The 14,446-nt window shown below is 32.6% G+C and carries 8 protein-coding genes; 3 read left to right on the top strand and 5 right to left on the bottom strand.

Annotated features, from left to right (window positions below):
- The first annotated feature begins 173 nt into the window (after positions 1-173).
- Together istA and istB are read left to right on the top strand one after the other, a co-directional pair.
- Positions 174-1,718, top strand: a complete 1,545-nt coding sequence (gene istA / locus BMW30_RS05275) for an IS21 family transposase (protein ID WP_091473965.1) — start codon at positions 174-176, stop codon at positions 1,716-1,718.
- Positions 1,693-2,454, top strand: coding sequence for an IS21-like element helper ATPase IstB (gene istB / locus BMW30_RS05270; RefSeq protein ID WP_091473967.1), 762 nt, complete (start codon positions 1,693-1,695; stop codon positions 2,452-2,454). Before istA ends, istB begins: the two co-directional genes overlap by 26 nt.
- Before the next feature lie 306 nt (positions 2,455-2,760).
- Here istB and BMW30_RS05265 read toward each other — a convergent pair whose 3' ends face one another.
- The 5 genes from BMW30_RS05265 to BMW30_RS05245 all read right to left on the bottom strand — a co-directional run bounded on the left by BMW30_RS05265 (position 2,761) and on the right by BMW30_RS05245 (position 12,960).
- Positions 2,761-4,593, bottom strand: a complete 1,833-nt coding sequence (locus BMW30_RS05265; RefSeq protein WP_091474605.1) for an RNA-directed DNA polymerase — start codon at positions 4,591-4,593, stop codon at positions 2,761-2,763.
- 48 nt (positions 4,594-4,641) lie between these two features.
- Positions 4,642-9,336 carry a DEAD/DEAH box helicase gene (locus BMW30_RS05260; protein ID WP_091474603.1) on the bottom strand — a complete coding sequence of 1,565 codons (4,695 nt, stop codon included), beginning with the start codon at positions 9,334-9,336 and terminating at the stop codon, positions 4,642-4,644.
- Positions 9,337-9,741: 405 nt separating this feature from the next.
- Positions 9,742-10,877, bottom strand: a protein-coding gene (locus BMW30_RS05255) for an IS3 family transposase (protein ID WP_091474625.1) whose coding sequence is annotated in 2 segments (ribosomal slippage) — positions 9,742-10,625 and positions 10,625-10,877 — 1,137 coding nt in all. Because the reading frame shifts where the segments join, the coding sequence is not laid out codon by codon here.
- A gap of 109 nt (positions 10,878-10,986) precedes the next feature.
- On the bottom strand, positions 10,987-11,532 hold the full coding sequence (locus BMW30_RS05250) for a hypothetical protein (RefSeq protein WP_091474601.1): 546 nt from the start codon (positions 11,530-11,532) through the stop codon (positions 10,987-10,989).
- Between the two features lie 123 nt (positions 11,533-11,655).
- Complete coding sequence (locus tag BMW30_RS05245) at positions 11,656-12,960, bottom strand: hypothetical protein (RefSeq protein ID WP_091474599.1); 1,305 nt, start codon at positions 12,958-12,960, stop codon at positions 11,656-11,658.
- Positions 12,961-13,234: 274 nt separating this feature from the next.
- Here BMW30_RS05245 and BMW30_RS05240 point away from each other — a divergent pair, with 274 nt between their 5' ends.
- Entirely contained in the window at positions 13,235-14,446 is a 1,212-nt protein-coding gene (locus BMW30_RS05240) for an MBL fold metallo-hydrolase (protein WP_091474597.1), read from the top strand.

Raw genomic sequence — 14,446 nt, 5'->3', positions numbered from 1 at the left:
TGGATACGACGGTCTTAGAGAGCCACCTCGTCGGAGTTCATTGAACCACCTAAATCGGAGTTAGCTGAGCCACCTAAATCGCTATGCTTGAACCACTTTGTGGTTCTTTTTTTGCCCTCGTGTTATAACTTACTCGTGAGTAATTCTCACAAAATATAACGGAGGTGGCATGAATGCCCAATTATGTAGAAATGATTCGGTTGCACGAAGCAGGATTCAGTCAGAGAGAAATAACTAAAATTGTTTCTTCTGGTCGAAATACCGTCGCTAGGACTATCAAAATTGCACAAGAAAAGGAGGTGTCTTATGAAGAAATTAACTTATGGTCAGTGAAAGAAATAGAGAAAATATTTGATGTGAGTATAGATAAGAAAGATCAATCCGTCTCTTATTATGTCAAACCGGATTATAAAATGTTATCAAAAGAACTTGTTAAACAAGGTGTTACAATGCAATTACTCTGGGAGGAGTATGCTCAGGAATGTCGATTAAATAATAAGATATATTATAAATTAACTCAGTTCAAAAAGTACTTTAATGACTATTTACATAAAAATAGTTTTAGCCATGTACTCCATCATAAAGCAGGCTATCAAGTCCAAGTAGACTGGGTAGGCAAACGCCCGCAATGGGTTGATCCCATGACGGGAGAAATCATTACAGGCGATTTATTTATTGCCACATTACCTTTTAGTGGTTACACATATGCCTTAGCTTGTATAGACCAAAAGATGCCACGATGGATTAATGCCCATATCAAAATGTTTGAGTATTTCCAGGGCGTACCAACACTTTTAACACCAGACAACTTAAAAACGGGCGTTACTAAACATACAAAATCACAACTGTTATTAAATCAGACGTATGAAGATATGGCGAATCATTATCAAACGGTTGTTGTCCCGACGAGGGTCGCGCGGCCAAAAGACAAGGCGGCGGTTGAAAATCATGTCAAACATCTAACAACACATATTATTGGTCGTATGCGCAATTACCAGTGCTTTAGTATCGATGAATATAATCAATATCTTTTAAAGATTCTAAATGATTTTAATGCCAAACCTTTTCAGAAAAAGGTTGGTACACGACTTCAAATGTTTCAAGAGTTGGAACAAGAAACACTCAAAGCATTACCACCTTACCCATATGAACTCTGTGAATTTAAAGAAGCGAAAGTCTATACGAATAGTCACATCACATTCAATAAACACTACTATTCTGTGCCTTTCCAATATATTGGTGAACAAGTAACACTTAAAATTTATTCAACAGCCATTAAAATCTATCATAATCAAAATCTATTATGTGAACATTCTACTGTCAATAAACCACCTGGGGCATATTCTACAGAGGCGTCACATCTACCCGAAGATAGTAAAGATTTTGGGAAATGGAACAGTACAAGATATTTAAAATGGGCCAGACGCGTTGGTCCAAATGTGCACATGGTTATCTCCAAAATGTTTAATCAAGGACCAGAACAACAGTACTACAGAAGCGTACATGCGATATTAAAAATGGCAGACACCTATTCCGACCAAAGATTAGATAAAGCCTGCCATTATGCCCTGGAACGATCCAGTCATCCTAATTATAAATTAATCAGACAACTCATAGAAAGTTCCATCACGCAATCAGATTTTAACACGTCTAATCAAAAGGAACAATCTTATCTGAGAGGAGCTGATTACTATGACAAATTCAACCGCAAGAGTTAATGAATTAACTCAACATCTAAGAAAGATGCGACTACCTATTATGGCTGATCGGTTGGTTGATTTATACAGCGATCCGCTTACTTCTCAGCGTACAACCTTAGAAATTCTTGAAGAAATAGTGAATGATGAATATCAGTCAAGACGACATAACACAATCCAACGTTATTTAAAACAAGCGAAGCTCTCTCAACCTCAAGCACACATCCAAGACATTGATTATTCTCCGAGCCGGAAAATAAACAAAGATACGATAGACCAACTGAAAACATGTCAATTTATAACGAATCATCGGAATGTGGTTATACAAGGGGCCACTGGTACTGGAAAGTCGTATATTACTAATGCATTATGCCGTTATGTCATAGAGGAAGGCTATACTGCTCGATATATGAGAATGTACGATTTACTTACAGAAATGGTTCAGGCAGACTTAGAAGATAAGCTCGAAAATTATTTTAAAAAAATAATGAAGTTGGATGTCTTAGTGATTGATGATTTCCTATTAACCCCAACCACACAAGATGAACAGAAGTACTTAATGGAAGTTTTTGAATTGAGAAGTCGTAATCGTTCATTGATTATATCTTCTCAAATGGAAACAGGAGAATGGCATAAAAAATTAGGCGGTGGCGCAATTGCCGATGCCATACTAGATCGTGCCATATCAAACTCTTATCATCTCCATATATCAGGTGATTCTTTAAGGATGAAGGGTGGCTCAACTACCACCGACTAGAGTGGCTCAGAGAAACGCGATTTGCCTGGCTCAGGCAATCGCGTTTCTGTGGTATTATCGGGACGCCGTATGCAAGAAATGAGAAACCTCTCCAAAATAATTTGGGGAGGTTACTTGTTTGTACATAAAAATAACTTAATAAATGATTGATATTTTTACAGAATGTTATTTAATTATAGAAACATGGGGATTATTAATCCAAATATGAGGTAAATTATATCTGATATAATTAATTATTTATCCTAGCATTCTTATTTTCATTAAATTCGAACAGAGCTAGTTAATTTCTACTGTACATTTATCTCATTAAATATACTCATCATTAACATCAACGTTAATATATTTTTGTTTAGAATTACTACTAATAAACTTATTAAGCCATTCATCCTCAATATTACTACTATAAATCACATCCTTAAATCTGTGCTCAGTGACTTTAGAGTTTTTTCCCTCGATATCTTGATTTTCTAGTTTCTGTATCATCGTTATTTTTATAGATGCTTCTAGTTTATTTATTATTTCTTCTTTTAGTTCTATGCTATGATCATTCAAAAATTCTTTAATCGGTTTGTTTGATTCTTTATCTTCTTTAAAGTACAAACCTGTTAGTAAATTGATTACTTTAACTTTAACAGAATCCCTGTTTAAGTTTATGAACGAAATTTCATTATGGTATAACTGATTAAAAAACTTGTCAGAACTTACTGAAAGACTATCTTGTTCTAACCACCCGTTAGTACAACATTCATATTTAAGTAACCAATATTCATCATAGAGTGTTTCATTTGAAATAAATTCCTTATATTCTTCAAATTTTGGAGAACCATACAGAAGATCCTTATCGTATAATAGTAGGACCATTATACAAACTAAACAGTTTTCATATTTGGTTAATTTTAATGTTGCATCCTTATTTAATTTAATACCCAAGTTTAATGCTCCGTAGAGACTCCATAAAATTTCATAATCATTTCTTAATCCTACATTTTCTTCTATAATTAAGTGCACATACTTTGTATATTCATCAAGATTTATTGGAAAACCTTTATAGTGATATGCCTCAATTATTTCATGTACTAACGGTAAAACAGTAGAGTCTATTAATGATAATTTAAGCATTAATGATTGAAATATTTTCCAATTCTCTGGGTAAAGTATATAATTTCTTATCACTTTTAGTCCGTACTTACCTATACCTTTATCATTATATTTCTGATAAAAATTGAATATTGAATTAAAATACTCAATTAGCAGTTCTTTTTCTTTTCTAACATTCTTTTTAGAATAGTTTTTATTAAATCTAAAATTTTTTAAGGATCTTATCCATTCTTTTTCTAATACCATTGGGATTTTTTCTATTACAGTTTTCTCACTATTCAAATCCAGTTCATAATTCTTTAGAACATTATTCATTACTGATAGTGCATTATTTGCTTCATTTAAGTTTTTAAAATAATACTCCATATCGTCTGTATACCGATAACCTGGAACTTTATACTCCATTTTTTTTGAAAAATCTTCATCAATAGCAGTACCAATAATTTCTTGAATAATGTCAGAGGAGAAAGGTCCAATCGGTATGCCTATTGTTTGGCCATCTTGCATGTTTCTAGTTAATGTATCTAGATTATTACCTAAATTTTCTTCACTTATATTTAATTTAGAATATTTCTTTCCATGTAATGCCCATGGAATACTATGCGTATATATACTTGGATAATATCTATTAATATCAATTTTTAATATAAATCTATTTAAAGACAAATTTTCTATTTGTTTATATCTCATTGCTTCGAAACCATGTTCTCGTTCCAGTTTACTATTATTCTTTATGATTTTTGTCAATGAGACTGAGGACTTCTCAAAATGTTTGGAAATATTTTCCCATTGTTCATCTATTAGATTAGCAAATTTAATGTAATGCAACGGATGAACTATACTTAATGTTCTCCTAAAACTTGAATTTTTAGGTATTGAAAAATTAATTAACTTACTTCGCTTATTAGAACCATTTTTTGACAAGTAATCTTTTGAAACGTTAATATTACTTTCCTTAAGGGAAAGTTCTTCACTGCTAAAAATTGGAGGAAGAGAATCACTAAAATAGCCTTCTTTTAGTAAAAATTTAGTTATTGACATTATTTAGTCCCCCTTCCCTTCTACATTTAATTCATAAAACAAGAAAAATTACTCAATAACTTTGAATTCAGGAAATTCATCTATTAACTCCAACGTTTTCATACTCACAGAAATAATTGACAACAATAAATTCAAAATATATTTTGGGTCTTCACTAAACTCATTGGGATCATCCGTTATACCTGACTTCTTATCAGTTTTTACTTGATACTGATCAATTATCCATTCAATTGCTGGCCGACCATTTACTACATACTGGTATGCTTCCTCTGGAATGTTTTTAATAGTGATATCTTCATTAAAAATAATTGTATCTAAAACATCCTTCTTGGGATGTTTCATCTTCTTTACTTTATAACTGGGATTTTCTGTTGAAAATATAACTTTAACACCTTCCCAGTGAGGTTGATGCTCATAGTTTAAATGAAGATCAGAAAGTTTACGACCAATCTCAATATACTCCTGCTTATTTTTCAATATTGGAATTTTTGGCAGAGATTTTTGTAAATCATTTGCATATTTATTTTTATAATCATTTGAATGTAAAACTGAATAGACATAGTAGAAGACTTCTTCTTTGTTTAAGCTGATTTTATTAACAAATAATTCATTAATGTTTTCATTATCATCTTGAAATAAATCATTGTCTGTATCATAATAACCAAGATAAAAACCTTGCCCTGAATCCATAAAGTGAAGATTAGGCATATAATTAACAACAAGTGCAGAAAACTCGCGGCTTGCACCTGGGCCAGTTACATATATTGCTTTAAATGGTCTCTTAAGATTCTTCCATCTTCCTGGACGTTCTACTAATTTTTCAGAGTAATATAACCATTTCATTGTAAATGGACGATATATTATTTGCTCTATATATTTTTCATCAAAATCTATTTTAACCTGTTTTTCAAATAACTTAGTTAATCCTGCACTCCATTTAATATTCTCACTGTTCAAATCACGCTTATCCAATTGACCTCCAAATTTGAGCACTTGGTTGTTATAGTTATCTATCATTCGATTGATATTCTTCAATACATAATGCTTGCTATATCCCACAATCCAAGCATCTCTACTAGTATTAATACCAATCATTTTATCTCGAAAGATTTCCTCCGACATTGAGTAAAAAGATTGATATGTCTTATCTCTTTGGTTAATCCATTCATTATTTAAATCAGGCTTAATCCTATCCCATACAATATTACCTATACTTTTGGAATCGTTAAGTATTTTTAGTTTTTCATCTCTAGATAAATAATCACCAATATCTTTATAGTAGATTTCGTGTTTATTACTACCATCTTTTACAAATATTGAAATAGCTATCGAAGCTCTACTACCAGAACCAAATATTTTCCCACCTTCTCTACGGGATATTTCACCTGCTGTTCTTTGATCTCCCCGTAAATTGAAGATATATATATAATTGAATTCCTCATAGAATAATTTTCTTAATCCGTCTGTACTTTTATTATCAATCCAACTACCATTTGTAACGAATCCTATTACACCTTTTTCATTGAGTCTATCACTAGACCAACGGAAAGCACGAATAAAGTCATCATACAGATTTCGCTTTAAATTAGCATTAGATTCTTTTACATATGTGTTTCCAATTCGCTTATCTAAATTATGATATTTAATGTTTGCATTATCATCATTTGCACTAGTCTGTCCAACAGAATATGGAGGATTACCAATTATAGCAGTTATTGGTACTTTCTGTTGCCGTTTCAAACGATCATCATTTGTACCAAAATAGGTATCATTTAATGTGTTTTCTATTTCTGTACTTTCAAATGTATCCGTTAATACTATTCCCTCAAAAGGCACGTAATCTTGGTCATTTATCCCTACAAATGTAGATTCAATATTAATTGCTGCAATGTAATAGCTTAGTAAAATAATTTCATTAGCATGTAATTCTTGCATATATTTACGCGAAATATCTGCTAAAGTAATTTCGTCTTTATCCATCAATACTTTTAAGTACTGTAAAGTTTGTACAATAAAAGTACCCGTTCCCGTAAAAGGATCAAAAATGTGTACATCTTTACTAGATAATGATTTACCGAAGTGTTTTATTAAAACATCATCTACAGACTTCACAATAAAATCTACAACCTCTATAGGTGTAAAGACAATCCCTAGTCTTTCCGTAGTCGATTTAAATGCTGTGCTAAAGAATTTATCATAAAGTGTAATTATTATTTTTTGCTTATCTTCTGCTCTCTCAACTCCCTCAGCTCTCATTTTTACTGATTCATATAAAGGGGCAAGGCTCTCTTGCTCCTTTGCAAATCCAGCATATTCTAATTCACCTACTATGTTCTCCATTGCCATAGAAACAGGATTATTATTTATAAAACTGTATTCGCTAAATAATGCTTCAAATATGGGTTTTGTAATTAAATGTTGAGATAACATTTCTGCTGCCTGATTTTCATCAATACTATCATTTATATTATATTGGAGAGAAGATAAGAACTTTTTAAACTCTATAGAAATTGGACTATTTTTATCTTCTATCCTAGCCTTAATCCAACTAATTTGACGTTGAGCGATTTTGGCAACATCCGAAGACCAGTTCTCTAAATATTTGCGATTCCCAACTTTTTGAACTATTTTTCCATAAATAGCAGCTTCAAATTTATCCCATTCAAATTCAAGTTGGCCCTGTTCAAGTCGTTTTCCAGTTTTGTTATCCTTATTATCTAAATCATTCTCTTTTTTTGGAGCACCACCAACACCAATAACTTTTAATTGCTTTGGTTTAGCGATATTTAATTTATCAACCATAGCTTCAAAGCGCTCGTCTACTGAACGTAAAGCGTTTATTATTTGCCACACTACTTCGTAGTTCTTATTATTGTCTAATACAGTTTCTGGTGTTTCTCCGGAAGGTATGACAACCGGCAAAATTATATAACCATAATCCTTCTTTTCCGATTTCCGCATTATTCGCCCTACTGCTTGTACAATATCTACCTGTGATTTTTTGGCCGCTAGGAAGATAACAGCATCTAATGTAGGAACATCTATACCCTCAGTTAAGAAACGTACATTGGATACAATCCTTGCCTCATCTGAAGGTTTATTCGGATCCGCCAGCCAATCAAGAACTTCACCTTTTTGTAAAGCATTCATAGTTCCATCTGCATGTCGCATTGAAAGTCGAACTGAATTATCTTCTAAATCTGAGCCAATATATTCATTAACCACTTGCTCGAACTGTTGTGAGACTTTCTTCGAGTCTTCAATTGTTCTTGTGAAAGCAATTGCTCTTTCCAATGGTGCTCCGTCATAAGGACTATTCTTTATGGGATTCTTGTAACCATTTCTTCGCATCATACCATTCCATATTCCTACGATACGACCGACATCATCGATATTAAGTCCATTTTCTGGATCTGCTAATGTTCGCTGCATGTCTTTTTGAATAGCTGTTTCATCTACAGCTAATACCATCACCTTGTAGTCAGTTAAGATGTCGTGGGAAACCGCTTGACCGAACCCCATTCGATATATAACTTCACCATACTTTGACTCATCATCCATTGAAGAAATTAGAATACTTTTTTCTTTAGCATTCTTTTTAGCATTATCTCCATAAATCTTCGGCGTAGCCGTTTGATAAAGACGTAATTTACCAAGTATATTCTCGTTATCATGAACTTTTGTGAATGCGCTTGCATCTTTGCTCGCCTCGTGAGCACCTGTTGTTCTATGTGCCTCGTCCGATATAATTAAATCAAATTCTGGAAATCCTTCTTTTTGTGCTTTTCCAATTACTTCTATACTTTGATATGTACTGAAAACGACCATCATATCAGTCTCTTGCTGAGATTTAACAACATCATCCCAGTTTTGGAGGAGTTTCTCTTTAGATGTGGTTGCAGGGTATCCGATGTCTGTTGCTTTAATATCTTCACTACCATCAGTGCCTCTTGAAGCATCTCTATCAGAAGTTACCGCCATGCTTGTAATCTCTAATTCAGTATCATTATTCCAGCCGCGTAAAGTCTGAGTAAGAAGTTGAATACTTGGCACTAAATAAAGCACATTAAATTGCTTATTTTCTTTTTTTGCTAGAGATTCTGCTATTTTTAAACTTGTAAAAGTTTTACCTGTACCTGGTGCCATGATCAATTGACCACGATCTTTCGTTTCAAAATGTTTCATTGCGAGCTCTAACGCCGTCTTTTGATAGAAACGTAATTCTTTAGGACTTTTGACTGAAACAACTTCTGGACGTTCAAAACTAAATTCAGACCAATTGATTTGAGAATTTCTTAGATCAGACAGACCAATAATTTCTATAATTTTATGGTTGTTTTCAATAGTATCTCTAGCATTCTTATTCCAATCATCAACAGTTGAAATAATTAAACCACCATCGTAATATTTGGCTCCCGTCTCAGCTACAAATGAATTAATTTCATTTTTACCTATTTTTGATTTGTAGAACTTAGCTTGAATAGCAATTATCTCACCGTTGGATTGCTCAGCAACAAGGTCAACTCCTCTATCTTGTTTAGGAATACCAAATTCTACTGGGACATCTCTTAGTTCCCAAACATTCTTATATAGACGTTTATAAGTGGGTTCATTTTTTAAATAAGTTAGAACTAGTTTCTCGAATAACGTTCCTCTTTCACGTTGAACCTCACCACCAACTTCATTAATCTGTTTAATCAAATTATCAAAGCTATTTATTATGTATTCTTCTTGAGTTTCCATACCGTACCTCCAAAAAGATTATATTTATAGTATTATCCCATATTTATCTTAAGAAGATAATAGAAATTTCATGATGGCTATATTTATGCTAAATCTTTTGTTAATATCTATATACTTTCTGGAGATCAAATAAGATACCCACATTATCGTTCTTGATAACAAAACTTTTTCTACTTTATAGTTTCTTATTAGAACTTTCATATAATAATTGTTTCTGATTGAAAACACTTCAAATACTGACATATAATTTTCATTATTAATTCAAAAAAGGTGTGTTCCCTATCCAATTGATATGCTCCCCCTTTAGTAGACACTTGAAAAAGTGAAAACTTTGGACTTGGTACAATAAACTGGACATTAAGTTAAGAGAAAATGAGGAGTTTATTATGCCAAGAAGATGGTATGTCAACAGTTTTCTAGACAGTTTTTATAGAGTGCTTCCTTATACTCCTTCGGTGTCATATAACCGAGTGCACCATGTGGTCTAATATTGTTGTACCAATTCACATAGTCAAATAGTTCAATTTCCAACTGTTGTAGAGATATAAAATGATACTGTCTAATGAATTCAGTTTTCAGTGCCTTAAATGTCGTTTCAGCAACCGCATTGTCATAGGGGCACCCTTTCACGCTCAGTGATCTTTTGATACCAAATGTGTCAAGTACATCATCAATCAAATGATTATCAAACGCTTTTCCACGGTCTGTATGGAACATTTGAACCTGTCTTAAATCATGTTTAATGGTACTCAGTGCTGCTGACACAAGATGGCTATCTTTATTTGGACCGGCACTATGCCCAACAATCTCACGATTAAACAGGTCAATAAATACACATATGTAATGCCACTTTCCTGACACTTTTACATAGGTTAAATCACTGACGAGCACCTCCATCGGTGCCTGTCTAATGAAATTTCTACTTAGTCTATTCATGATATTCCGTTCATTGGATTGTGAGGGATGCGGTCTATATTTCAGTGAAGTGTAGGACGATACCAATCTTTCTGTTTTCATAATCCGACCGATGCGTCCTCTAGAGACTTTGAATCCAATTTTATTTAACTCATGTTGGATTCTACGTGTGCCAAAACAATGACGATTCGTATTAAATATCTCAACGACTTTATGGCTGATGACATCCTCTGAATCACCAACAGTCTGTTTATTCAATTCATAATAATAGGTAGTTCTTGGGATTTGTAGGACTTTACACATTGCTGATACTGAATATTTATCGGTATTCTCTCGAATGACATCTATTTTTGTCCCATGATCAGCGCTGCTTACTTTAAAATGTCATTTTCCATCTTAAGTTGTTGGTTTTCTTTTCTAAGTTGTCTCATTTCTCTTTCTTCATCTGTTAAGTTATCTAAATGATTGGAAGAACCTGTCGACTGATGATTTTTGACCCACTTATCCAATGATGAGGGGGGTAGATCATACTCACGTAAAATTTCAGATTTGGGTTTACCGCTTTCAAATAATCGCACCATCTGTAGTTTAAACTCTGGGGTAAATGTTCTTCTTGTTCTTGTCATAAAAAAATCGCCTACTTTCTTTGATTTAACAATAACCTCCCTCATAGGAGTTGTCCAATCAAGTGTAGACGATTCACTTTAACAATGTTTATTTAAGTGTGTGTTCACTTTATATTCCTCTTTTTGTAAATTGATGTAATGCGTTTCTTAATGCATTTGTATCTTTAGTTAATTCTTTATTGGATGACTCATTATATCTTAAATCCGACGTAAAATCTAAATTTAAGTTAAATAATTTTTCATCTATTCGATTATTCATATCTTTATAAATAATTTTTACAGTGAAGTTTTCTTTTTCAGTTACATCAACTGATGTTATAAATTTTTGATTTGGTACAAGTAATGCATTTTTAATAGAATCTACTTTTCCTTGTCTGCCCAATCCCGTAATTTCTTTATCAAATATGATATCTATTATTGTTGCTGGTGTTTTACCAAAATTCTTAATAACAAAATATTTTTGAAAATGTGCGACTTCTATAATTTCTACATAACAACTTATATAAGGTTTATTCGCATCTTCAATTGATTTCCTTGTAAGTCGTAAGGATTTAGTGGCAATTATGATTGAAACAACCGATATCGTTGTTGCTGCTAATATAGATGTTATTTGTATCCACTCTGAAATCTCAATTGATTTTATCAACTCTACCATGTGTGTATCACTTCCTTTCTAACAACAAAGTATTAACAGACTCTTATTGAGATATTATTATCCTTCTGATTAATCAAAGGAAGTTACAGTACCTTGTGAACACAATCAATCTACATGATTAACTTATGCTTTACCATACTTAATTCCTTTCTGTTTATTTATTATAATTCTGCTTCTATAGGTATTAAGCGAGTCTACATAATCATTAAACTTATCTTTTTTAAATTTTTTTGATGTTTTATTACTATTTCTAAAACTTATTATGCTATTAGTCGATTTCATAACACTTAAAGTTTTTTTTAAGTCTAATTCATATAGATAATTTTCATCTGCATCGACAAATAATTTATTATCAGAAACAATAAAGGATTCTATATGATACGCTCCTTTACATTCTTTGAAGAATTTTTCTAAATTATCAATACTCTTATTTATCTCTATAATTTTTAATAATTCTGATTCTATTTCAAATTTTTCATTAGAATATATCTTGTCTGCGTATAGTGCATATAAAGCAGTTTCATCTATATCAAATACAATTCTTTTAACTTTTGATCTTACATACATGTTGTTGGAATCATCTAATATAAAATTATACTCATTGCTATTCGAAAGTCTTCTAAACTTTTCTCTTATCTTAAACCTATGATTCTTTTCAGTAATTGGATGTAGCTCGTCACTCTTAAAGTGACCATCCTCTTTCAATCGAGCTATTATCTTTCCTATACTCCTTTTCAGTTTTGTTTTCTTATCTAATAACTCATACCATTCGATTACTTCCGTATTCACTACCCAATCATTATTTATATTCTTTTCTACATACTCTTGTATTTCTTTTTTAATATTCTCAATCTTTGATTCATTTATTAAGCAATTTTCCATATTCTTGCCTTTACTCTTGATGAATTCCTTTTTACCTTGTTTAAGTAATTCCTGAGTTTTCTTAAGCCTAGATATCAATGTATTTGGAATCACTATAGGATGACGTTCTATATTTAACAATTTATTATATTGTGGAAATTCTTTGTTAAATTTCATTTCTAATGCAACATTTACTAAATCTGTAGTCTTTTTTTCGAAGCCAAACTCTTTAATACAACTTGATCCTACCCAAAACTTCGATTCATTTTTCATGTTTTCTATTAAATACAGTGATTTTAGATTTTTTTGATTACACAATTGACATTGATAGTCATCTCGATCAGATTTCACCTCATTAGTAAAGTTGTATTCATGTCTCGCATTATTCAAGATTGCTCCACCAAATTCTGATATATATTCTTTAGATTTTTCATCCGCAGAACTAATATCATTTTTTTTGATTCCTTTATCTCTAAATTGACCCATGAATATTAACAACTCAGGATATTTACTAACTTCTTCGCTATGTAAAATAATGTTAGTTTCTTTTCTATTTAACCTTTCCATAAAAATCACACTCCAATATTTTACATTTCCTAGATTATTACTCGTATTTTATCACATAATTCAATTCTCACCAATGCTGGGAGAGTTTACTTATTTTACAAAATATTTGTAAATTAAAATTGAATACTATAGTAATGAGCCCTCCCATTATACATTGGGAGGTTTTCGTATAATCCATATCAATTTCGAATTGTACTTAACGAAATTGCTCTCACTTCTCTGCTCAGGTATAATTAATAATACTAGAAATTTCCAATTCATAAGTGGTGATACTATGAAACTTTTTCTGGGACTTTTCTTATCTACCTTTTTACTTGTCGGATGCAATGATTTTGAAATCATAACTGACATCCAGGGAGACAATGAGGGAACAGAAGAAGAACTAAAAACAACTGAAGAAGTATTATCAAGCACTGACACTGAAGGCAAACTTATCGTGCATTTTATTGACGTTGGTCAAGGGGATGCTATTCTTATTGAAACCGGTAATTATGCTGCAGTGATTGACACTGGTGATTATCGTGGTGACGAAGTTGTTCCGTATCTCAAAGAACATGGAATAGATGCACTAAATCTCGCTGTCGTTACGCATCCTCACGCTGATCACATTGGCCAGTTAGACACGCTGATGTACAACATAGACGTAGAGGAAGTCTGGATGAATGGTCATCAGCATGATACGCAGACTTTCGAACGTGCAATTGATGCTATTTTAGATAGTGACGCATACTATGACGAACCTCGCGCAGGTGATACATACGAACTTGGTGATGCTCTGATTACTGTACTTCATCCAACATCATTGTCTGGTGATTTGAATAACGATTCGATTGTACTGAAAGTCGATTTTGGGGAAGTCAGCTTTTTATTTACAGGTGATGCAGAATCTGCAGCTGAATTTGAAATGGTGAACAGCGGGTATGATTTAAGTGCGGATATATTAAAAATCGGGCACCATGGTTCTGATACATCGAGCACCGCTTCTTTTTTAGATCAAGTAAATCCTGATGTCGCTGTTTATATGGCTGGTATAGATAACAGTTATGGACACCCACACGCTAGTGCATTATCTCGAATAGAATCTGTAGGTAGTGACATTTACGGTACGGACATACACGGCCATGTTATTGTTACAACTGATGGCCTGACTTACGAAATACATACGATTGAAGATTCAGCACCAACATCCGCTTCAGAAGAAGCACCGGATCCTGAGATTGAAGAGGTTGTGAGTACAAGTGATGAAGATGTTGAAGATGTATTTGAAACACCCGCATCATGTGAAACTTGGCAGGTTGCCATCAATTCAGCATCTCTCCTAGACTTACAAAGAATTCATCAAATTGCCGAAGAAAGAGCTGTTCTGATTGTTGCTGCCAGAGAGATTAGAAATTTTAGTTCTTATAGTGATTTAACCCGAGTTAAGGGTATTGGTAATGTACTCGCACAAGAAATAGAAGACCAAGGAATAATCTGTTTTGACTAA

This window comes from Aliicoccus persicus (assembly GCF_900110815.1).
Lineage (GTDB): Bacteria > Bacillota > Bacilli > Staphylococcales > Salinicoccaceae > Aliicoccus > Aliicoccus persicus.
This window is presented reverse-complemented; position numbering and strand designations above follow the sequence as displayed.

Bases quoted from the DNA above. Each gene is read 5' to 3' on its own strand.
- istA (WP_091473965.1), top strand. From the start codon at position 174: ATGCCCAATTATGTAGAAATGATTCGGTTGCACGAAGCAGGATTCAGT.
- istB (WP_091473967.1), top strand. From the start codon at position 1,693: ATGACAAATTCAACCGCAAGAGTTAATGAATTAACTCAACATCTAAGA.
- BMW30_RS05265 (WP_091474605.1), bottom strand. From the start codon at position 4,593: ATGTCAATAACTAAATTTTTACTAAAAGAAGGCTATTTTAGTGATTCT.
- BMW30_RS05260 (WP_091474603.1), bottom strand. From the start codon at position 9,336: ATGGAAACTCAAGAAGAATACATAATAAATAGCTTTGATAATTTGATT.
- BMW30_RS05250 (WP_091474601.1), bottom strand. From the start codon at position 11,532: ATGGTAGAGTTGATAAAATCAATTGAGATTTCAGAGTGGATACAAATA.
- BMW30_RS05245 (WP_091474599.1), bottom strand. From the start codon at position 12,960: ATGGAAAGGTTAAATAGAAAAGAAACTAACATTATTTTACATAGCGAA.
- BMW30_RS05240 (WP_091474597.1), top strand. From the start codon at position 13,235: ATGAAACTTTTTCTGGGACTTTTCTTATCTACCTTTTTACTTGTCGGA.